A 21871-nucleotide genomic window follows, 5' to 3' on the forward strand; every position below is an offset into this window, starting at 1 on the left:
ACAATCCCCTCAACAAGCGCAAACGGCGCCCAGTCCCCCAACGCGCAAGCTCGTTACGGTCAGCGGGAGGGGCGCCGCGGTGCCCACCAAGCGAGTTTCCCCTTCGGGGACTTGCTCCGCTTCGCTCCGCGGCGCCGCACCCATCGAGCCGAAACGCCCAGTGGGCGTTTCGCGCGAGCAGGACTGCCGAGCGACTGGATGTTGCCCGCCCCTCGCGCGTCGAGCACAGAAGCCTTACGCCCAAGACCACTGGTCGACGTTATTCACCAGCGACCAGCCGTGTCCGTGCGGATGAGGCTTCTGCTTCGCGATCTTGAGGTTGTCCTTCGCAAAGTACAAGTGGTCGATGTTCGCGAACCACACCCACGGCGCGTCCCCCTGCGGCGCGATGCCGGACTGGCCGTCCCACTGGGCCTTCTTCCACAGATCGAACGACTCTTCCACGGTAGGCTGGGCCAGCGCCTCGTCGAGGTACTTGTCGGTGGTTTCGCTCGTGTAGCAGGCGTAGTTGCCCGTGCCCTTGGAGTAGAACAGGTTGTAAATCTCGGTGGGCGCGTTCGTGCCCCAGCCCCACACCACCGGATCGGTGAACTGATGCGGGTACAGATCGTCCCAGCTGGCGCCCTTGATGGATACTTCGATGCCCAGCTCTTTCATCTGGTTGGTGAACTCCTCGGCGATGCCTTGGCGCACGGTGTCGCCGGCCGAATAGTACAGGTTGAACGAAGCGCGCGTGCCGTCCTTCTCGCGGATGCCGTCCGCACCGGCCGTCCAGCCGCCGTCGTCGAGCAGCTTCTTCGCCTTCTCGACATCGGTGGAGCACTTCATATCAGGCGAGGACCACGGCATGCCGTCGCCCACGCTGTAGGCCACGGTGCCGTAGCCGTTCAGCACGTTGTCGATCATCTTGTCGCGGTCGACGCCGTAGTTGATGGCTTGACGAATGGCCAGGTCGCACGTGACGTTGTTGCCGGCCGCCGCTTCGCCCTTCTCGTCGGTTTTCGTAGCGCCCGCCGGAATCACCGGCAGCGAGATGCCGCGAGAGTCGACCGACGCGCAGTTCAGCAAGTCGTAGCCGCTCGGCTGCTGAGCCGCGAACGTCGCCGAGGTGTATGCGACGTCGACCTGTCCGGACTTCGCCGCCGCAAGCGAGGCGTCCTCTTCCATGAACACCACCACGACGCGCTGGATGTTCGGCGCCTCGCCGTAGTAGTCGGGGTTCGCCTTGAGGATGACCTGCTGGCCTTTGTCCCACTGCTCCAGCATGTAGCGCCCCGAGCCGATGGGGTTGTCGCCGTACGTGTCGCCGTAGGCGTGCTCGGGCACGATGCCCACCACGGCCAGCGTGTACAGCAGCGCGTTGAACGGCTTCTCCATGTGCACGACGACGGTGGCGTCGTCGGTGGCCACGGCCTCTTTCACCATGGACATGTCGCACTCGGATGCTTCCGAGTTCAAGATGCCGTTGATGGTGAAGGCCACGTCGCGCGCCGTGAGCGGGGTGCCGTCGGTGAACTTCACGTCGTCGCGGACGGCGAACGTCCAGGTCATGCCGTCTTCGGACGCTTCGTAGGACGTGGCGAGGTCGTTCTTGAAGTTGAGGTCCGCATCGGTAGTGATCAGCGTTGACTGGATCAACGGCTCGTGAACGTGCTCGCCGCAGCCCCACGACACCATCGGGTCGAAGCCGGCGGCCGGCTCGGATCCGGTGGTCATCGAGACGATAACCTGCGAAGAGGCCTTGTCGGCCGCACCTTCCGTCGCGCCTTCGGCCGGCTTCTCGGCCTCGCCGCTCGCGCAGCTTGCCAGCAGCCCGCCCAACGACAGCGTCGCCGCCGTCGCACCCGTCAGTTTCGCGAAATCGCGTCGCGTGAGTGTTGCCATGCTTCCGTTCCCTTCCCTCAACGCCTCGGCGCCTTGAATCCGCCATAGGTGTTACGTATTCGAATTGCGTAACACACTATACCAGAGAGGGCTCCTTTCGAATGTTACGAATTTCATTTCCGTAACTCCCCCGGGCGAACGGCAGACGAAGAAGGGCGAACGCAAGCCAAACGTACGAATGCTTCACGTGAAACATCGACGGATTCCTTCTGCCGACATCCGACAAGGGAGCCAATGGCAAGAAAGCATCGAATTCGGAAGACGGGGCGCAGCCCGCTATCGCGACGTGGAACGCTTTTCCGCATAATGCCCGATCGCAACAACGCCTCCTCCTGCCAGAACGATCCGAGACCTTGCGGTAAGCGCTCTTTCTTCCGAATTCGATGACTTTTTGCCTTTTCGAAAGCAAAAGGATGCATGGGGGTCATCCGCAGGACATCGGATCCGTCGGAGACGGATCCTCGTCGAGCCTCATGTATCAAGCGGAGCATCCGAGCAATGCTCCCCGTGAAACATCGGGACGCGACGGAGCCCGGGCATCCTACTCCGGAGCCTCGCCGGTTTCGAGGATGCGCAGCAGGGCGGCTTCGTCCAGCACGGGGACGCCGAGGGCGACGGCCTTGTCGTATTTGCTTCCGGCGGCCTCGCCGGCCACGACGAAGCTCGTCTTCTTCGACACGCTGCCGCTGACCTTCGCGCCGCGCGCCTTGAGCGCAGCGCCCGCCTCGTCGCGGGTCATCCCGCTTTCCACAAGCGAGCCCGTCAGCACGAACGTAAGCCCCGCCAGCGTCTGCGGCAGCTGCTCGCCCTCGTCTGCGGCCTTGTCCGCAAGCGCCACGCCGTGCGAGCGTAAGCGCTCGATGACGGCGGCGTTGTCGGGCGTGCGCAGGAACAAATACGCGCTGCGCGCGATCTTCGGGCCCACGCCGTCGATGGCGGCCAGGTCCTCCTCCGAGGCCTCCATCAGCGCCTCGATGGACGGGTACGCCGCCGCCAGCAGCTCGGCGATGGTCTTGCCCACGTGGCGGATGCCCAGCCCGAACAGCGCGCGGGCAAACGGACGCGTGCGGCTCTCGTCGATGGCGGCCACCAGCTTCTTCGCCACGGTGGAACCCAGGCGGATGGGCTCGCCGTCCTTGTTCACGCGGCCCATGTCCAGAAGCGACAGCTCCACCTCGTCCAACGTGTAGTAGTCGGCCACGTCGCTCAAACGGCCGCTCTCCACCAGACGCGACACGATCTCCTCGCCCATGCCGTCGATGTCCATGGCGCCGCGGCTGGCCCAATGCAGCAAACGCTCCAGCGCTTGCGCCGGGCAGTCGATGGAGATGCAGCGGAAGTCCACCTCGCCCTCCTCGCGGATGACGGGCGAGCCGCACGACGGGCACGTGCGCGGCATCTGCCACGCCTCGGCGTCGGCGGGGCGCAGCGCCAGCACCGGCCCCAGCACCTCGGGGATCACGTCGCCGGCCTTGCGCACGATGACGGTGTCGCCCACGCGCACGTCCTTGCGCTGCACCTCGTCCTCGTTGTGCAGCGTCGCGCGCGCCACGGTGGAGCCGGCGACCACCACGGGATCGAGCTCGGCCACGGGCGTCAGCTTGCCGGTGCGTCCCACCTGCACGGTGATATCGCGCAACAGCGTGGTCTTCTCCTCGGGCGGGAACTTGAACGCGACGGCCCAGCGCGGCGCCCGGGCCGTGTAGCCCATCGACTCCTGCTGAGCGAACGAGTTCACCTTCACCACCACGCCGTCGATCTCGTAGGGCAGGTCCTCGCGCCGCGCCACGGCGCGCTCGCAGAACGCGTGCACCTCCTCGCGAGTCTGGCACAGCTCGACGTCGGGGTTCACGTGGAAGCCAGCCTCGCGCAGCCACGCCAAAAGCTCCCACTGGCCCTCTGCGTTCAGGGCGCGCTCGTCGGCCACCGCGTAGATGAAGGTGGACAGGTCGCGGTTCGCCGTGATAGACGGGTCCTTCTGGCGCAGACTGCCGGCGGCGGCGTTGCGCGGGTTCGCGAACGCCTGCTTGCCGTTCTCGACGGCTGCGGCGTTCAGCGCGTCGAAGCTGGACTTCGGCATGTACACCTCGCCGCGCAGCTCCACCGGCGCGTCCGCGTCGCGCAATCCGCCCAGCGCGCCCTCGCGCAGGCGCAGCGGCACGTCCTTCACCGTGCGCATGTTTGCGGTGACGTCCTCGCCCGTGGTGCCGTCGCCGCGCGTGGCGGCGCGCATCAGGCGGCCGCCCTCGTACGTCAGCGCGATGGACGAGCCGTCGATCTTGAGCTCGCACACCACGGGCACCATGCGCCCGAACGCCTCCGTCACGCGCTCGATCCACGCGTCCAGCTCGTCCAAGTCCATGGCGTTGTCCAGCGAGTACATGCGCCGGGCATGGCGCACGGGAGCGAACTGCTCGCCCACGTAGCCGCCCACGCGCTGCGTGGGGCTGGATGGGTCGATCAGCTCGGGATGCGCGGCCTCCAGCTCGCGCAGCTCGCGCATGAGCGAGTCGAACGCGGCATCGGATATCTCGGGCGCGTCGTTGGCGTAGTACAGGTAGCTGTGATGCTCGATCTCGCGCCGAAGCGCGTCGATGCGCGCCGCCGGATCGCTGGTCGCTTCCGCAAGCGCCTGCTCGTCGAGCAAAGTCTGCTGTTCGTCTGCCATATTCGCCACCGTTTCGTGCAATCGGGAAGAAGGCCCCGAAACGATCGGGGCCTTCGCCTGTTTTCTTCGGAATTCTACCACGAGCCGCGAAACGCTGCGCGCTCGCCTCGGGGTTTCAGCAAACGCTCCACGGTAGCGCGCTTGCGCTACGCCACCATGGCTTTGCCGGCGTTCCAGCCGTAGAAGATGAGCGACGCGCCGCGCATCAGGATGAACACCGACAGGAACACGCCCAGCATGGCCGGAGCGATGAAGAACGTCAGGCCGCACAGCGCCCCGACGATGCCCGAGAACAGCATCCAGCCCCACATCGACGCGCCCATGTTGCGCACTTTGAACGCGCCGACGACCTCGAACACGCCGAACACGATGAAGAACGCACCGATGAACCACGCCAGCGCGCCGGCCGACACCAGCGGGTTCACCAAAAACAGGATGCCCAGCACGATGTCGAGCGCGCCGTAGGCCAGCGCCCACCCCGACAGGTCCATGGCCCGGCGGAAGCGGAAGTAGTTGACGATGTCGAAGATGCCCGACACCAGAAACGCCGCGCCGGCGATCACCGTGATGGTGACCAGCGCCAAGCCCGGCGCGAAAAGGAAGAACATGCTGCAGATGACGAGCAGGACGCCCGCGATGACGAGGCCCCAGTCGTGCTTGTTGGTCGTATCCATGAGATTGCTCCTTGGTCGCAGCGACCGCGCCGCGCAACGCGTCCGAAAACCGGTGCGGCGCCTTGGTTGTTTACCGCCATTCTAGCGCAGCGGCACGTCCGAACCCCCAGTTCGCGCAACCGTTTACGTACGGTTACGGGCGAATTCGACGCGTTGTCGCCGATTCGGCCCGCAGTCGCGCTCAGGCGCGATACGCGGTAGAATGCGAGCACGCGGTTCCTCGGAAGACAAGGCGGTGCGACCATGCAGAACGTTCGAGAATACAGCAACGACGAGCTGGTGGCCCTCGTGCCGCTGCCGGCCGACGACGCGAACAAGTACTCGCGCGGCACGCTGGCCGCCATCGTGGGCAGCGAGCGCTATCCGGGCGCGGCGTGCCTGGCGGCCTACGCCGGCCAGCGCATGGGCGCCGGCTACACCGAGGTGTTCACCAGCCCGTCGGCCGTCCCGCTCGTGCAAGGCTTTCGGCCCTCGCTCGTGGTGCGCCCGCACGCGGCTCTCAAGGCGAACCTTCCGGCAGCGAAGCCCGGCAAACCGCGCGCCTACCTCGTCGGCTGCGGCTTCGACGCAGAAGACGTCGAAGCCGAGAAGCTCGTTCACTTCGTGTTGAAGCACGCCGACGCGCCCGTGCTGGTGGATGGCACCGGCCTGGACGCACTCGTCTCCGCAAAAGGGCGGCGCTTGCTGAGGCGGCGCTTCCTCAACGGGAACCCCACCGTGGTCACGCCGCACGCCGGAGAGGCGGCGCGCCTCGCACGCCCCTTCGACCTGCCTGTCGACGATCCCTGCGCGCTCGCCGAGACGCTGTCGCTCGCCTACGGCGCGATCGCCGTGGTGAAAGGGCCCGTCACGTACCTCTCCGACGGCGAGCAGACGGTGCGCATGGCGCACGGCACGCCGGCGTTGGCGAAGGCGGGCACGGGAGATGTGCTGGCCGGCATGACGGCCGCGCTGCTGGCGCAGGGGCTCGACCCCTTCGAGGCGTCCGTGCTGGGCGCCGAGCTGCACGCCCGCGCCGGGCTGGCCGCCGCGGCGCGCTGGTCGACCATCGCCGCGACGGCGGAAGACGTCGTCGCCTGCATCCCCGACGCCATCGCCGAGCTCGTGGGCGCATCGTCCTGAGCGAGCGAGGGTTCAAAACGTGTCGAACCACCCGTCCCTTTGACACGGTCAGGACGGCGAGACCCGCGGCGGCCGATCCTACCAGTGGCTGACCACGACGTCGCCCACTTTGATAAGGTCGTACAGCTCCACCGCCTTCTCCGGCGGCAGGTTCACGCAGCCGTGGCTGCCGTAGCCCGACTTGTACCGCGAGTCGCCGAACGCGGGCTGCCAATCGGCGTCATGAAACCCGATGTAGTTGTCTACGAACGGCATCCAGGCCTTCACTTCGGTCTGGTATTCCGGCTCGCCCGTCTCGGGCTTCATCTGGCCGATCAACTTCGACGGGCTCTCCTTGCCGTTGATTACGTAGACGCCCTCAGGAGTGTCGTGCTCTCCGTCCGGCGTGCCGGTGACCACGTCGGACTCCCACGCGAGCGAGCCTTCGTCGTCGTAGAAGCGCGCGTGCTGCTCCGTCAGATCGACGTCGACGTAGCGCTTGCCCCAGTCGCGTCCGTGCAGCCCGTCGTAAGCACCCGCCTCCTGTTCGCAAGGGATGGCCATGTCGCCGGTCTGCGCGGAATCCACGCCGTTCATCAACGCTTCTTGCAACTTGTCCTTGTCGATGATCCAACCGTATACGCCGCCCGACACGGTCACCTCCTTGCCGTCGGCGCGCGTGAACGTGCGACGCGCCTGGTAGGTGTTGCACGCCGAAGCCAGATCCTGCACCCAGGCTGCCACCAGCCCCTCATCGACGCCCACCGTCACGTCGTCGTGCAAGCGCACCCAACCGGCGATGGCATCGGCATTCACCTGCGCCACGGGCGTATCGCCCAACTTCAGCGAGAAATCGGCTTTCAACAGGGAGTTCGCCTCATCGGCCGCCTTCGCCAGACGCTTATCGTCGGACAGCAGCGTGGGCTGCTGCAACGCATCCTCGGACAGCGTCGCGCTCGACTCCATCGCAGCGACGGCCGCGTTCACCGTCTCGACCACCTTGTCGGCATCGAGCGCAGTGCCGGCGGTCTCGGCGCGCACGACGAACTGCGAACCGCCGTTATCGTAGTCGAGCCCTGCGTTGCGCGGCGCTTCGGCCTGCTCGTTGAACGTCTCGACGGCTTTCCGCACGGCTTCGTCCAGCTTGCCGTTCGAAGTGACCAGCTTGTCGGTTTCGTCGTGCACGGCGAATACCTCGACCGGCCAGGCCCACGGGCTGGCATCGGCGTGCATGGCATCCGTCACGCTGCTGCTGTTGACAGCCGTGCCCATGTCAGAAGAGGTGAGCGTCAGCGAGAATCCCTCGCCCGACACGCTCAGCTGGTAGCTTTTCGCCACGTCGGTCAACAGATCCTGAACCTCGGCGGTGGTTTTCAACGACACGTCCTTGCCCATGATCGTGGTGTTGGGCATGAAGCGGTCCATGAACACGAGCGCGCCCGCCAGGTAGACGATCGCGATCACGGCGACGAGCGCGCCGCCCGCAATGAGCCCGGTCTTCTTCGCGAACGGAGGCTTCCGGTTCGACGACCCTTGTCGGCCGCCGCCCGGCGACTCCGGGCGCCCGCCGTGAACCGGCCCCGGTCGGCCGCCCCGCGACGCGGGCACGAACGACGCGTAGCTTTCCGGCGCGCCGTCGGCGAAGGGAGGGTCGATCGAGTCGATGCGCCGCGTTCGCTGCGGTGCCGGGCGCGGCGCTGGCTGCGGCGCCGGTTGCTGCGCTTCATGCTTGCCGCGCGTTTCGTGTTCTGGCGTCAACGTGCGCCTCCTCGCTTGCCAATGGCTCGTTCGAACCAAACTAGAAGGTTCGCCGATGGAATTCAATCCTTTCACTCAACAAAATAAAGAATCGGTTCAGACGCTCGACGAAGGGAGCGGCGAGACGAGACCGAGAGCGACATGTGCGCTTTTTCACCTAGCGTCGGCCGCCGTGCGGCTGGACAAGCTTGTCCGTATGCTCTAGCAGCGAACGCGAGGCGGGATGGCAGAGATCGCGCGCTATGCACGATTCTAGAAGCTTGTTGTCAGAGACAAAAAGGGAAAGCCCAGGTCGAAGTACATGGCGCTGGCGAAAAATCGTGCATAGCATTGAATCTCTTCCATGCAGGGGAAGGACGAGGCACCTCGACGAGGAGGGCTCGCCCGTGCGACCCGCGAATGCAGGCGCGCCGTGCGAACTCTCGAAACGGCGCGCCTCGCGCGGGACGATCAGTTTGCTGGATCCTCGGAGGCCTTCTTCGGCGCGTCCATCTCGTCCAGCAGGCTACGAGCTTCCTTGAACTGCTTCGCCAGCTCCTCCATAGGGTTCACGCGCTCCTCTTGGGCGCGGACCGACTCCTCCGTGATGGCGAGCGCGCAGGCCACGGCGTCGGTGTGCGTGTACGAAAGCGACAGCGGCAGCTCGCGCACGCCCTGCTCGTCGGCTACCTCCTTAGCGCGCCCATGCAGCACCACGAAGGGGCGACCCTTCGCGTTGCGGCGCACTTCCACGTCGTGGTTGGCGATGCCGCGCGAGAACCCGGTGCCCAGCGCCTTCAGCACGGCCTCCTTCGCGGCGAAGCGCGTAGCGTAATGCACCTCGGGGTTCGCCGTGGACTCGCAGTAGGAGCGTTCCTCCTCGGAGAACACCTTCTCGCGAAAGCTGGGCGTGCGCTCCAAGATGCGGCGCATGCGGGCAATCTCCACGATGTCCACGCCAAGCCCCACCGCGCCCTCGACGCCCTCGAACGCCGCCGAAGCCGCCTCCGTCACGCTCTTCTCGCTCTCACTCACAACAATCCCCAATCACCCATATTCCAAAAACCGGTTTAAAGACTCAGCATCCAACCTGGCGATTCACCGACAGAGTACCGGCCCCTGCGGAGCGAATCCGCACGGCGGCGTCCACCAAGCGAGTTCCGCAGCGCAGCGAGGACTGTCCGAGCGACTGGACGTCGCCGTGCGGATTCGCGGTCCCACAGGTCCCCCCGTTACTCCACCGTCACCGATTTCGCCAGGTTGCGGGGCTGGTCCACGTCGCAGCCGCGCTCGACGGCGATGGCGCGCGCGAACAGCTGCAGCGGCACGCTGGCCGTAATGGCGCTGAACGCGTCGCGCACCTTCGGGATGTAGATGACATGGTCGGCATGGTGTCGAATGTCTTCATCCCCCTCGGTGGCGATGGCCACCACCATGGCGCCGCGCGCCTTCGCCTCCTGCAGGTTCGACACCAGCTTGTCGTACACGGGGCTCTTCGTGGCCACCGCGATGACCGGGAAGCCCTCGTCGATGAGCGCGATGGGGCCGTGCTTCATCTCGCCGGCCGGATAAGCCTCGGCGTGCAGGTAGCTGATCTCCTTGAGCTTGAGCGCGCCCTCGTAGCTGATGGCGGCGCCCATGCCGCGGCCCACGAACAGCGCGCTCGACGCGTCCTTGCACGCGCGCGCCGCCTCATCGATGGACGAGGAATCGGCCAGGATGCGCTCCACCTGCTCGGCCGTGTCGGCCAGCTCGTGGAACAGCAGGCGCACCTGGTTCGTCTTGAGCTTGCCCTTCACCTGGGCAAGCAGCATGGCGAGCAGCGTGAGCGACACCACCTGGCCCAGGAACGACTTGGTGGAGGCCACCGCGATCTCCTTGTTGGCCTTCGTGTAGATGACGCCGTCGCTCTCGCGCGCCACGGGCGAGCCCACCACGTTCGTGATGCCGAACACCTTCGCGCCCTTCACGCGCGCGTCGCGGATGGCGGCCAGCGTGTCGGCCGTCTCGCCCGACTGAGACACGGCCACCACCAGGGTGGACGGCGTGATGATGGGGTTGCGGTAGCGGAATTCGCTGGCCACCTCCACTTCCGTGGGGATGCGCGCCCAACCCTCGATGAGGTTCTTCGCGATGAGGCCCGCATGATACGACGTGCCGCAGGCGATGACGTACACGCGGTCGATAAGGTTGAGCTCCTCCAGCGTGAGGTCCAGCTCGTCGATGGACAGCGCGCCGTTCACCAGGCGCCCCGCCAGCGTGTCGCGGATCACGCGCGGCTGCTCGTGGATCTCCTTCAACATGAAGTCGGGGTAGCCGCCCTTCTCGGCCACGTCGAGATCCCAGTCGACGTGCGTCACCTCGGGCTCGTACGCCTCGCCGCGCACGTTGTAGAACGTGACGGCATTCGGCGTGAGCTTCGCCATATCGCCGTCGGCGAGCACCACCACGTCGCGCGTGTCGTCGATCATGGCGATGATATCGGAGGCCACGTGCGCGCCGTCCTCGGCCAGCCCCACCACGAGCGGCGAGTCCTTGCGCGCGGCCACGAGGGTGCCGGGCTCCTGGTCGCTGATAGCCGCAATGGCATAGGCGCCGATCAGGCGGTCGGCAGCCTCGCGCACGGCCTGCAAGAGGTCGTTGCTTTCGCGCAGGTTCTCCTCCACGAGGTGCGCGATGACCTCGGTGTCGGTCTGGCTCGTGAACGTATGGCCGCGGCCTTCCAGCTCTTCGCGCAGCTCGGCGAAGTTCTCGATGATGCCGTTATGCACGACGGCTACGCTGCCGTCGCAGGAGGTATGCGGATGCGCGTTCGCCTCGCTGGGGCGGCCATGCGTGGCCCAGCGCGTGTGGCCGATGCCGCAGGTGCCGGTCAGCTCGAGGGGCTCGACGAGCTGCGCGAGGCCGCTCACCTTCCCCTTGCAGTGCACGACTTCCAGCTTGCCGTCCTGCTCGACGGCGATGCCGGCAGAGTCATAGCCGCGGTATTCGAGTCGCGACAGACCTTCGATCAGGATGTCCTTGACGGGGCGCGTTCCGGTGTATCCGACGATTCCGCACATGATTAGCTCCTTTGTGCTCGGGTTCGCCGATAGTGTAGCGCACCGATTCCGCATGCGCGAACGCATGTCGGCCGAAGTCGCGCATCCGCTCAATAAACGCATCTTTCTCGTCAACGACGGAATCGGCGGCGCATGTTCGACAAGCCGGCCTCCGCGTCCTTCGACCCCTTGGCCAGTTTCGCAAGGACGAGCAGGAGATTGAGCGGATACATCAGAACGAGGACCTTCCAAACAAGCCCGGTCCCAACCGTGCAGACCAGCCCGAACGTCGTCGACGATACGATCAAAGCCGAAAGCGCCGCCATAGCCTCCGAACCCGGCGACGCGGCCGATTTCGATCGGAAGCGAGCCGTCGCATACCAGAACAGGCACGCGAGCATGCCGGCGCCCACGAACGTGCGCCCAGCCGTCGACACCGTTTCCATGCGAGACGAATCCGTCAGACACGCCGCGCACAGCAGCCCGAACGCCCCAGCGACGATCGTTGCCGTCTCCATGCGCCCGCTGGCCGCCATCCGCTCGCGATCGACAGGCAGAGCCGCCAGGAAGTAAGCGTTCAGCAGTGCGCAAACGAAAGGGTAAGCCGCCAGGAACGCCAAGATCCATGTAGCGAAGAACAGGTCGAAAGACCACTCGGCAAGCCAGCTTCCCTGGATGGCGCACAGGGGCACGGCGGCCAAGAAGCTCGCCGCCACCGAGAAGGACACGACCCCTTCGTCGACCATGCGAAAAAACAGTGAGAGACGAGCCGTGATTCCTCCTTCATTCAAGAATGACAGCCTGGAATGGTATCAGTATTTTTATCGTTTGATGATAAGAAGCCGGCACTTCCGGCGAACGGAACCCTTACTCTCCCCCGAGATCCAAATCAATCTCGTACACGCGCTCGGGGGCGGTCCGCCTCAAGCCTGCCTTGACGCGGGCCTCCCCCGTTTTACGACGCTCTTCGACGAGACGATCGAACTCCTCATCGGTGACGATCTTCAGGATATCGCCCGGCTGGCAATCCAGCTCGAGACAGATTTCCATGAGGGTGTCCATCCTGATGCCGCGCATCTTCGCCTGGCGTATCCTGGACACGTTCACGGTCGTGTGCCCGGTGGCGCGCACGAGGTCCTTGCTGCTTTTGCCCTTCTCGAGCAGCACCGCTTCCAATTCGACTATCAGGTGCTTCGCCATATTCAAGCCCCTACAGGTAATCATCCGAATCGGCCTGCAGCAAAGCCCCGTACTTCCAAACGGAAGAGAGCGAGAAGCAAACGACAGCCCCAACGACGGATTTGACGTCGATGGAAATAACCGAATAGTTGGCCGATTCATCCGAAGCAAGTCCTATATGAAACCCACCAGCATTCGCAACTGACACAAAACCGGACGATATCAAAATGCCGAGAACAAATCCCGTCAAAAACAGCCAAGCGATGATTCTAATTTGATTAGCATGGGCAATGGTGAAGGGCGAACGACCTTGTGCTACATCTTTCGCGATGCTTCTCATGACCAAAAGAATCACTCCGTAGATCGCAAAATCGAGAAGGCTCAACGTCAGCTGCATGAGGTAAGACACATCGAGAGCTTCGCCCGAACCTGCGAAATCACTTACCTTGGCCACTAAAAACAGCGCTACGAAAACGCAAACGAAGACAAAAGCAACCAAGAACAAGCAACTAAGCCTTGAACCAAGCACTTCGAGCTTAGCGAGAGCTTTCTCTATCTTCCGAATGCTTTTCGTCACGCTACTTGCCGATCTCTAATAATTGCCGAATAAGTAGTCAACCCACTATCGAAGTACCGCCTACGCTGCACCTTCCACACTGCTTAAACTGCAGCCAGGTTTGGTTTTTCCTGAGGCATGGAGCTAAATCCAAGATTGAAGCAGAGACTGCCAAAGCCGATCAGCGCGCAAGTACCCAACGTAGACCCTTCGCTGTAGAACAACATATTCATTTCTCCTTTCAAATGTTGACTATTCTGATCCATGTTCACATTCTACGATATGAATCGACACGAAGTACAGGGCAACAAAAAATTCGACATCGCGAACGATGCCGAATTCCGAACCGCTTACGCTCTCGCCACGCCTACCCCAACACCCCCGGGGAGGCGTTGGCGTGTCGGACGAAATCGACGATACGCGCGATGAAACCGTTTTTGCCTCCGATCGCCTGTGCCCCTGCGCGCTGGTGAGACGGCGCGCCCAGCAGCGGGCTCTCGTCGCCGATGTAGTACAGCGTGGTGGTCAGCACCATGCCGATCAGCGCCACTGCCTCGAACGCTGGATCGATCTCGGACCGGATGAAGCCCTCCCTCTGACCGCGCGCCAGCTGACCCTCCAACACGTCCAACAAGCGCCCCTCGTAGTCGCGCATGGACCTTGACCACACGCGACCCTCGCGCCACAGCTCGGACACGAAGAAGCGCCCGAACGCCTTGTTCTCGAAAATGCTCGTGGCGAACAGCTCCACCATGCCGGTAAGCGCCTCGGGCGCGGTGGGAGCCTCCGCAGCGATGCGCTCGAAGCCCTCGATGAGCCCGCCGATCCCCTCTTCCAGGATGCTCTCGGCCATGACGGCCTTGCTTTTGAAGTGATAATACGCCACGCCCTTCGATACGCCGGCCGCATCGACTATCTCGTTGACCGTGGCCGCCGAGTACCCCTTCTCGCCGATCACCGCCAACGCCGCTTCGAGCAGCTGCTTGCGCGTCGCGCACGCTTTCTCGGTTCGCTTCGTTCCCATCATCGCATCACCCCCGCGGCCCGGCGTCCGTCGCCGGGCCGTTCGTCTGTCATTCCCCAGTGTAGCAGGTCGGAAACTAGCCGAGCTGCAGCACCGGATGCAAGTCCTCCATACGCACCGTGCGCTTGCGATACGCCACAAGACACGTCAGCGCGAAGCACGCAGCCCCGATTGCGAACAACACGAAGCAGTCGAAGCCCACGATGCCGTAATCCAATCCCGTCATGATCTGGCGCATGCCCTGCACCACGTACGTCATGGGCATGTACGGGTTGATAACCTGGAAGAAGTCGGGCGTCGTCTGGATGGGGAACGTGCCCGCGCAAGCCGTCAGCTGCAGCATAAGCAGGATGATGGCGACGAACTTACCGGGGAACCCGAACGCCGCCATAAGCATCTGCATGATGGCCGCGAACACGAGAGCCGTGAGGTAGCCCATAGCGTAGAACGCGGGAACGTTGTCGATTTGCAGCTGCAGGCCGAATTGAAGCACCACCATGAGCAGCGTGGCCTGGATGAGCGAGAAGAACGCCACCGGCAGGTAGTTCGAGAACGCCACCGTGACCGGATTCGCGCCCGACATGATGAGGCGGCTGTTGAGCGGCTTGAACACGAACCCTGCCACAAGACCGCCTACCCACAGACCCAACGCCATGAAGTACGGGGCGAATCCGGTTCCGTAGTTCTTCACGGTGGTGTAGTACTCGTTCGCAAGCTCGACGGGATCGCTCATCACCTCGGACTTGCCGTCGATGTTCGTCGTCTGCTCGGCGGCGGTCTTCGCGCCGTCTGCGAGGGCGGTGGACAACTCGCCGGAGCCGTCCACTGCGTCGGTCAGACCCGAAGCGAGCGTACCGCTGCCCTCCTCCAACTGCACGGCGCCGGAAGCGATCTGCGCAGAACCGTCCTTGGCGCTTTGCGTGCCGGCAACCAGCTGACCCGCACCGTTCTTGGCTGCTTGGACGCCATCGACAAGCTGCGCCGCTCCGTCGTCGAGCTGGTTCGCACCCGACACCGCCGAGGACGCGCCGTCGTTCACCTGCGAGGCGCCGGACGCCACCTTCGAGGAGCCGGCTACAAGCGAGGACATGTTGGCGTTCACCTCGTTGGCGCCGGCGTCGATGCGACCGATGCCGGCGACGAGCTCGGGAGCCGCCTGGGCGAGCTGGCTCGCGCCGGCGGAAAGATCCTGGAGGTCGGAGGATTTCGACACGAGGGAATCGCGCATCTGCACGAGACCGCCGTTGACGGCCTGCGCTCCCGCCAGAAGCGTCGGCGCGTTGTCGGCGATCTTCTGAGCGCCGGGCGCAAGCAGGGTGTCGGTCGAGTACTTCGCCTGCCCCAGTCCTTCGACGACGCCCGTTTGCCCCCCAGCTCCGTCCAGGTACGCCTGCGCCGTCCCGATAGCTTTGAGAAGCGCTTCCTTATCGGCGGGGCTCATATCGCTTGCCATGATCGCTGCTTTATCCACGCCCGCCAGAGACGAGCTTGCCGCGGAAGCTCCCGCCTGCAAGTTGCCGAGGGAGCCCGACAGTGTTTCTATGCCAGCCGCCAATGCGGGCGCGCCCGTCTGCTCGTTCGCCAAGCTTTCCAGCCCGCCGACGAGGGCGGTCGACCCCCCTACGAGCGTTTTGGAGTCGCTTTCCGACCCGAGCGAAGAAACCAGATCGCCCATGCTGCCCACTAAGGATTGCACGCCGTCGTTCAGCTTCCCCGCCTGGACATCGAGTCCTGCAGTCTCGTTTGCCAGCTCGCTTGCGCCGGCGGCGACCTTGCTGGTGCCGTCGGACTGCAGCCTGCCGGCGCCGTCTGCGACGCCGCTCGCGCCGGAGGCGACCTGGCCGGCACCGTCCTTCAGCTGGTTCGCACCCGCTACGAGGGATTGCGTTCCGTCTTTCAGCGCGAACGTGCCGCCGGACAAGGTGCCCAAGCCGCCGTCGAGCGACGATGCGCCGGAGACGAGGCTGCCCAGGCCGGTGTCCAGCGTCAGCGCGCCGTCCTTGAGCGTGCCGAGATTCGACATGATGGCAACGCTTCCGTCATGTGCGGTGATCAGGCCGTTCTTCAAATCGTCCGCACCGTCGGCGGCCTTCTGGATGTCCTTGCCCGAATCGGCCACGCGCCCGAGCACGGTCGTCCAGTACTCGGCGGCCACCGTGTCGCTCACCCGCGTGCGCACTTCCTTCCACACCGTCTCGCCGATCTGGGACGCCAACATGTTCTCGCTCTGGTTGTAGTCGATCTTCAACTGGGCCTTCTCGGGTGCGGAGCCGTCGACCGAGGCGATGCTCTCAGAGAAGTCGACCGGAATCGTACACGTCATGAAGTACTCGCCGTCCTCGAGGCCTTTCCGCGCCTCGTCGGCCGACACGAAGTGCCAGCCCAGGCCGTCGTCGGTATCCTTGAGCTGCTGCACCACATCGTCACCGAGGTTGCGCTGCTCGGCGGCGATCACCGCGCCCCTGTCCTCGTTCACCACGGCCACGGGCACCGTGTTCAGGCGCGCGTACGGATCCTGAAACGCCGCCAGATACAGCGCGCCGTACAGAAGCGGCATGATGGCTATGGCGGCGATGACCACCCACATGATCTTCGATGCCGTGATGTTCTTCCATTCGAGGCCGGCGAACCTGAGTCCCTTGAACGCCATGAGCTACTCACCATCCTTCGACAGATACACCGTCGCGTCGGCCATGGCGGCCAGATCGCGCTCCACCACTCCCACGACGACGGCGACGTTGCGCGTGCGCGCCGCATCCAGCAGCAGATCGACGAGAGCCTCCGACTGCGACATGGTCAGCTGGCTCTCCACGTCGTCCACCACCACGGCATCGGGTTCGCCCACAAACGCAAGCGCGATACCCAGCTGTGCGAGCTTCTGCGATGTGAGATCTTTCACGCGCACGTTCGCCACGTCGCCCAGCTGCCACTGCCGCAGGTAATCCGTAACCGCCTCGCGGCGCGGCTTACGACCGTACAGCTCGAACTCGGCTCCCAACGCATATGCCGCCGTCAAGCTGTCCTGGAGGTCGTTCAACCCGCTGAACAACCCCAGGCCCACGTGCCGCTCCGCCTTCGAGCGCTGGCGCGGCAGCTCGAATTCGCCCACGTTCAACGTTCCCTCCGTCTGCTTCATGCGGCCCGCCAGCGTGAGCAGAAGCGCCGTCTTTCCGCTGCCGTTGCGCCCGCGCACGGCAACCAGCTCCCCTTTGTGCACGTCAACGTCCACTTCGCGGTACGCGTATCCTGCGTACGTCTTCAACCCCAACCCGCGTGCGCTGATGTACGGTGCGCCGGCGAATGTGGCGCCCTCGCGCACGAACGTGCCCGATTCCGGACGCATCTGAAGCGCGTCCGCCCCCTTCGACGGCGGCTTCGCTCCATCCACCCACGGCTCGATGGTAGCCGGCTTCTCCTGCATGCCCATCACGTCCTTCGCGTCGTTCGTCAGCCTTCATTTTTTGACTGACTAGTCAGTTTTGTATCAAAGTATAGCACCTGCGCCGGAAGGCGCAAGCGTTTCGCGAGAAACGCATTTCTAGCGCGCTTCTTATCGAGGCACGCACCCTTGCCGCGCCTCGTCGGCAGTCCACGCGTCCCGCACGGTCGCGGCTGCCGCCGCCGCGACCCAGCGTGTGCGGAAACGCGAACGACGCACGACCGATCGACGGCCCTACTTATACAAGAACAAATGTTTCACGTGAAACATCCCGGGACCTTCATTGCCCCCCCCCCGACAACCCGCCGCGACAGCCGGCGCGCGATAACAACCGGCATGCGACTACGACCGGTCCGCTGCGACGACCGGAGCGCGACACGAACCGACCTGTCGTGGCGACCGGAGCGCGACGACGCCGCTTTTCCCGAGCGCGCGCGAAAACGGCTCGGCTCCATCTCCACTTCACCCCCATCCCCATCCCTATTCCCCGTCCCCAACGAGTCAACGCTTCGACGCAAACCATGCGTACAAATGTTTCACGTGAAACATCCGGGCAGCGCCGCCCCCCTCCGGGGTTTCGTCGCGAAGTCGATCCGCAACCGTTATCTCGGGTATACTTCCAGCGAACGAACCGCGCGCGGATGCGCGCAATTTCGCGCAGAAACGGAGCTGCCATGAAAGCGAAGATGATCCATCGCTGCATCCACGTCCTCGACCTGGACGCGTCGCTCGCGTTCTACGAACGCGCGCTGGGCCTGGCCGTTCAGAGGCGCATGGGACCCGACGACGGATCGTGGGAAAACGTGTTCCTCGGCAACGAAAAGACCGATTTCCAGGTGGAGCTCACGTGGAACCGCGGCCGCACCGAGCCCTACGACAACGGCGGACGCGACACGCACCTGGCCTTCGAGGTGGACGACATGGACGCCGCGCGCGCCTTACACGAGGAGATGGGCTGCGTGTGCTTCGTGAACGAGCGCATGGGCATCTACTTCATCGAGGATCCCGACGGCTGCTGGCTGGAAATCCTCCCAGCAGATCGCGCGGAGTAGCCTCCCGCACCCTTCTCGCAACATCGAGGCATCCAGCCTCCCCATTCCCCACAATCCTCATGACAACGGGCGGCATCCGCGCAAGGCGGGTGCCGCCCGCACTTTTGAAACGCGTTGGAATATTCGGCAACGCACGGGTAAACCGCGTTGGAAACGGTTGCACGAAACGTGGAAACCGCGCTGGAAACGCGTGGCAGTTGCGCTGGATTCGAAGATGCTCCGCGCTGGACGCACGCCATCAAAACGTAAGACCAGGTCGTTATCATGGAAGCACGGTAAATTGCAGCGGCGCCGCCATCGGCGAGACAGGGAACGGCCATGGTTCGGCGCCGCTGCAAACCGTACGAAACGCGACGGGCGGAAAGCATCCAACTCGGCCGCCCGTCGCATGAAACCCTTACGCACCGCACGAGCTTGCTAAAATATAAATAGTATTGACAATAAAAGGGATCGGGGATAGGATGGTCAAGCGAAGAGAGGTCGTCAGATTTTTCCAGCACAACGGCTTCAAGAACGAAGGCGGCACGAATCACGACAAGTTCAGGCATCCCGACGGCAGAAGAACCGTTATCGAGCGACATAGCGAGATTTCAAACCAGCAATTTGAAGTCATGAAAAAACAGGCCGGACTCAAATAGCCCACCCCCTCCGAAGGAGACGAACATGAAGCACGTGTACGAGTTTGAAGTGTTCCTCGATGAGGGCCGCTACACCGTCTGGCCCTTCGATTTCGAGTGCGGCGGCACGTCGGGCGCCACGTTTCGCGAAGCGTGCGAGATGGCGGTCGATTGGCTGAAAACCGTCGTTGAGGATTACGCGATGCACGACGAGGCAACTCCCGAGCCCACCTTCGACAACGAGCCGCGCTACGGCGGACGGATCATCACCGTCGCCATCGACGCCGGCCTGGAAACCATCCCCCGCATGACGGCTGCCGAAGCCGCGCGCGCCTTGGGCGTGTCCCCCTCGCGCGTCAGCCACATGATCCGCGACGGCCTCCTCGAGTCGTTCAAGTACGGGCACAACACCTGGGTGACGGGCTACAGCGTGGAGGCCCGCCTGCGCGAGCGCCCTCGCGCAGGCCGTCCGAAGCGCAAGCCCGCCGCCAGCGCGGAAGACCGGCCGCAGGCGCTCGAAGCCTAGCCGGCCCGTCCCTCGCACCCCACCCCCGAAACCGAGGAGGGAGCCGCACCGCGGCTCCCTCCTCCACTCTCAAACCCTCGACGGATCATGTCGCAAGCGCGCTAGTTCCCCGCAGCGCGCGCAGCCTGGTAGGCTTCCACCAGCTTCTTCGTCACGTCGGCCGGTGCCGGCTCGTAGCCTTCCAGCTCGATGGAGTACGACCCCGAGCCGCGCGTGATGGCCCGCAGGTCCTTCGTGTACGTGACCACCTCGGCGTAAGGCACGCGCACCATGATGACCGTCTCGCCCGCGTCGTTCGAGTCGGTGCCCACGATGCGGCCGCGGCGCGTGGAGATGTCGCCCATCACCGCGCCGGCGTACTCCTCGCCCACCGTCACGTCGAGGTTCGCCATGGGCTCCAGCAAAATGGGGTCGGCCTTCTCGCACGCGGCACGGAAGCCGATGCGCGCGGCTGTCTTGAACGCCATCTCGTTGGAGTCGACGGAGTGGTACGAGCCGTCGTACACCGCACACTTGATGTCTTCCATAGGATATCCGGCCAAGAAACCCTCGCGCATGGCATCCTGCACGCCCTTGTCGATGGCCGGCAGGTAGCCGCGGGGAATCTTGCCGCCCACTATCTCGTCGACGAACTCGTAGCCCGCTCCCGGATTCGGCTCGATGCGCAGCCAGCAATCGCCGAACTGCCCCGCGCCGCCCGTCTGCTTCTTGTGACGACCCTGCGCCTCGGCCGTCTTGCGGATGGTCTCGCGATACGGAATGCGCACGGGGATGAGCTTCGCCTCCACGCCCGTCTGCTCCTTGAGTCGGGCGATCAGCGTCTCGATCTGCGCCTCGCCCATGGCCGTGATCACCGTCTGGTGCGTCTCTTCGCTACGGTTGATGATCAGCGTGGGGTCGTTCTCGGCCGCGCGAGCCAGAAACGTTCCCAGCTTGTCCTCGTCCTTCTTGTTCGCCGCCTCGATGGCCACCGGGTACTGGGGGACGGGCAGCGGCAAGGGGTCGATGGCCACGTCGCCCGACTTCGACATCGTGTCGCCGGCACGCGTATCGGTGAGCTTCGGCACCACGATGATGTCGCCGGCCTTCGCGCTCTTCACGTCGGTGGCCTCCTTGCCCATCATCACGTAGAGGTGGCCCAGCCGGTCCTTCTTGCCTGTGCGCGCGTTGATCAGCTCCATGCCCGGTTCCAGCACGCCCGAGATGACCTTGAGGAAGCTCAAGCGGCCTACGAACGGGTCGGACACCGTCTTGAAGATGAACGCGGCGGGCTCGCCCGTCTCGTCGACGAACGTCTCCTCGCCGTTGGCCAGACGGAAGCGCCCGTGATGGCGAGGATGCGGGAAGTAGGTGGCGATGTCCTCCATGACGCCCTGGATGCCCTGCTCGATGATCGTGGAGCCCACGAACACGGGAATGAACAGCTCCTGCGCGATGGCCTTGTCCAACAGCTGCTCGAGCTCGTCTTGGGTGAGCTGCTCCTCGCCGTCCAGGTACTTCATCATGAGATCGTCGTCGGCCTCGACCACGAGGTCGCACAGCTTGTCGCGCGCGGCTTGGGCGGCATCGGCGTACTCGGGCGGAATCTCCTCGATGCGCTCCTTCTCGCTGCCGGCATCGAAATAGCGCGCCTTCATGCGGATGATGTCGATGACGCCCTCGAAGTCCTTGTCGACGCCGATAGGAATGGTCACCGGCCCCAGACGCGAACCGAAGCGCGCATGCAGCAGCGCCATGGCCGTGTCGAAGTCGGCGTTCTCGCGGTCGATATGGTTGATGAACACGGCGCGCGACAGACGCATGTCCTCCGCCTCGCGCCACAGCTTGGTGGTCATGACCTGCGGGCCTGCCACGGCGTCCACCACGAACAGTGCCATCTCGGCCGCTTGCATGGTGGCCAGCGTGTCGCCGATGAAGTCGGGGTGTCCGGACGTATCAAGCAGGTTGATCTTGTAGTCCTTGTACGGAATGGGGGCAATGGAGGTGCCGATGGTGAATTTGCGCCGGATCTCCTCATCGTCGTAGTCGAGGTAGGATTTCCCGTCGTGCGTCGTGCCCATGCGGGGCGTACGGCCGGAGACGTGCAGCATCGCTTCGGCGAGCGATGTCTTGCCGGCGCCGTCTTGGCCCACCAGCACAATGTTTCGCACGTGTTCGGTAGCAGGAGCTGCCATGTTGACCACCAACTTTCCTGTTGCGTGGCCCACGCCGTTGTCGTTTCTGCCAAGGCGCGAACCACAGTCGAGCCTAACCTACGAACTTCAAACGCGATCTTGAAACCTTGACCCATAGTGTATCGCAAAACAGCCGCTTTCGGCGTCCACAACGACGGAATTAGGCGGGCTCGGATCACGCTCCCGATGCCCCTCGCAT

At 64.3% G+C, this 21871-nt stretch carries 17 protein-coding genes; 4 read left to right on the top strand and 13 right to left on the bottom strand.

The features are described 5' to 3' along the window. Positions 1-234: 234 nt before the first annotated feature. The 3 genes from HMPREF1023_RS10960 to HMPREF1023_RS10970 form a co-directional block, all read right to left on the bottom strand. Complete coding sequence (locus tag HMPREF1023_RS10960) at positions 235-1884, bottom strand: ABC transporter substrate-binding protein (RefSeq protein ID WP_009306384.1); 1650 nt, start codon at positions 1882-1884, stop codon at positions 235-237. A 541-nt stretch (positions 1885-2425) separates the two neighbouring features. Then, a complete protein-coding gene (ligA, locus tag HMPREF1023_RS10965) occupies positions 2426-4552 on the bottom strand; it encodes an NAD-dependent DNA ligase LigA (RefSeq protein WP_009306385.1) in 2127 nt (708 codons plus the stop codon). A 146-nt stretch (positions 4553-4698) separates the two neighbouring features. Continuing rightward, entirely contained in the window at positions 4699-5226 is a 528-nt protein-coding gene (locus tag HMPREF1023_RS10970; protein WP_009306386.1) for an HdeD family acid-resistance protein, read from the bottom strand. Positions 5227-5469: 243 nt separating this feature from the next. On the opposite strand from HMPREF1023_RS10970, the gene HMPREF1023_RS10975 reads away from it, so the two are divergent. After that, complete coding sequence (locus tag HMPREF1023_RS10975) at positions 5470-6348, top strand: NAD(P)H-hydrate dehydratase (protein ID WP_009306387.1); 879 nt, start codon at positions 5470-5472, stop codon at positions 6346-6348. A gap of 78 nt (positions 6349-6426) precedes the next feature. On the opposite strand, the gene HMPREF1023_RS10980 is transcribed toward HMPREF1023_RS10975, so the two are convergent. The 9 genes from HMPREF1023_RS10980 to HMPREF1023_RS11020 form a co-directional block, all read right to left on the bottom strand. Continuing rightward, complete coding sequence (locus HMPREF1023_RS10980) at positions 6427-8085, bottom strand: L,D-transpeptidase family protein (RefSeq protein ID WP_009306388.1); 1659 nt, start codon at positions 8083-8085, stop codon at positions 6427-6429. Positions 8086-8535: 450 nt separating this feature from the next. Beyond that, positions 8536-9099, bottom strand: coding sequence for a holo-ACP synthase (gene acpS, locus HMPREF1023_RS10985; RefSeq protein WP_009306389.1), 564 nt, complete (start codon positions 9097-9099; stop codon positions 8536-8538). A 197-nt stretch (positions 9100-9296) separates the two neighbouring features. Next, complete coding sequence (glmS, locus tag HMPREF1023_RS10990; RefSeq protein WP_009306390.1) at positions 9297-11126, bottom strand: glutamine--fructose-6-phosphate transaminase (isomerizing); 1830 nt, start codon at positions 11124-11126, stop codon at positions 9297-9299. A 110-nt stretch (positions 11127-11236) separates the two neighbouring features. Further along, positions 11237-11851: a hypothetical protein gene (locus HMPREF1023_RS10995; protein WP_009306391.1), complete on the bottom strand. Its 615-nt coding sequence runs from the start codon at positions 11849-11851 to the stop codon at positions 11237-11239. 121 nt (positions 11852-11972) lie between these two features. Beyond that, complete coding sequence (locus HMPREF1023_RS11000) at positions 11973-12305, bottom strand: helix-turn-helix transcriptional regulator (RefSeq protein ID WP_009306392.1); 333 nt, start codon at positions 12303-12305, stop codon at positions 11973-11975. Between the two features lie 10 nt (positions 12306-12315). Then, a complete protein-coding gene (locus HMPREF1023_RS11005) occupies positions 12316-12789 on the bottom strand; it encodes a hypothetical protein (protein WP_009306393.1) in 474 nt (157 codons plus the stop codon). Between the two features lie 418 nt (positions 12790-13207). Next, positions 13208-13867, bottom strand: coding sequence for a TetR/AcrR family transcriptional regulator (locus tag HMPREF1023_RS11010; RefSeq protein WP_009306394.1), 660 nt, complete (start codon positions 13865-13867; stop codon positions 13208-13210). 73 nt (positions 13868-13940) lie between these two features. Continuing rightward, positions 13941-16514, bottom strand: coding sequence for a YhgE/Pip domain-containing protein (locus HMPREF1023_RS11015; RefSeq protein WP_009306395.1), 2574 nt, complete (start codon positions 16512-16514; stop codon positions 13941-13943). 3 nt (positions 16515-16517) lie between these two features. Beyond that, positions 16518-17285: an ATP-binding cassette domain-containing protein gene (locus HMPREF1023_RS11020; protein ID WP_015761013.1), complete on the bottom strand. Its 768-nt coding sequence runs from the start codon at positions 17283-17285 to the stop codon at positions 16518-16520. Between the two features lie 692 nt (positions 17286-17977). Between HMPREF1023_RS11020 and HMPREF1023_RS11025 the strand changes: the two genes are divergently transcribed. From HMPREF1023_RS11025 to HMPREF1023_RS11030, 3 genes are all read left to right on the top strand, one after another. Further along, the gene (locus HMPREF1023_RS11025; protein ID WP_015761014.1) at positions 17978-18355 is read left to right on the top strand and encodes a VOC family protein; all 378 of its coding nucleotides are present in this window, start codon (positions 17978-17980) and stop codon (positions 18353-18355) included. 461 nt (positions 18356-18816) lie between these two features. Then, entirely contained in the window at positions 18817-18993 is a 177-nt protein-coding gene (locus tag HMPREF1023_RS15275) for a type II toxin-antitoxin system HicA family toxin (RefSeq protein WP_009306398.1), read from the top strand. A 25-nt stretch (positions 18994-19018) separates the two neighbouring features. Further along, on the top strand, positions 19019-19498 hold the full coding sequence (locus HMPREF1023_RS11030) for a helix-turn-helix domain-containing protein (protein ID WP_009306399.1): 480 nt from the start codon (positions 19019-19021) through the stop codon (positions 19496-19498). A 101-nt stretch (positions 19499-19599) separates the two neighbouring features. Here the strand turns inward: HMPREF1023_RS11030 and HMPREF1023_RS11035 are convergent, their stop codons facing one another. Further along, positions 19600-21672 (bottom strand): translation factor GTPase family protein, encoded by a 2073-nt coding sequence (locus tag HMPREF1023_RS11035; protein ID WP_009306400.1) that lies wholly within the window; start codon positions 21670-21672, stop codon positions 19600-19602. Between the last annotated feature and the right edge of the window lie 199 nt (positions 21673-21871).

Origin of the sequence: Eggerthella sp. 1_3_56FAA, from assembly GCF_000185625.1 — a bacterium.
GTDB lineage: Bacteria > Actinomycetota > Coriobacteriia > Coriobacteriales > Eggerthellaceae > Eggerthella > Eggerthella lenta.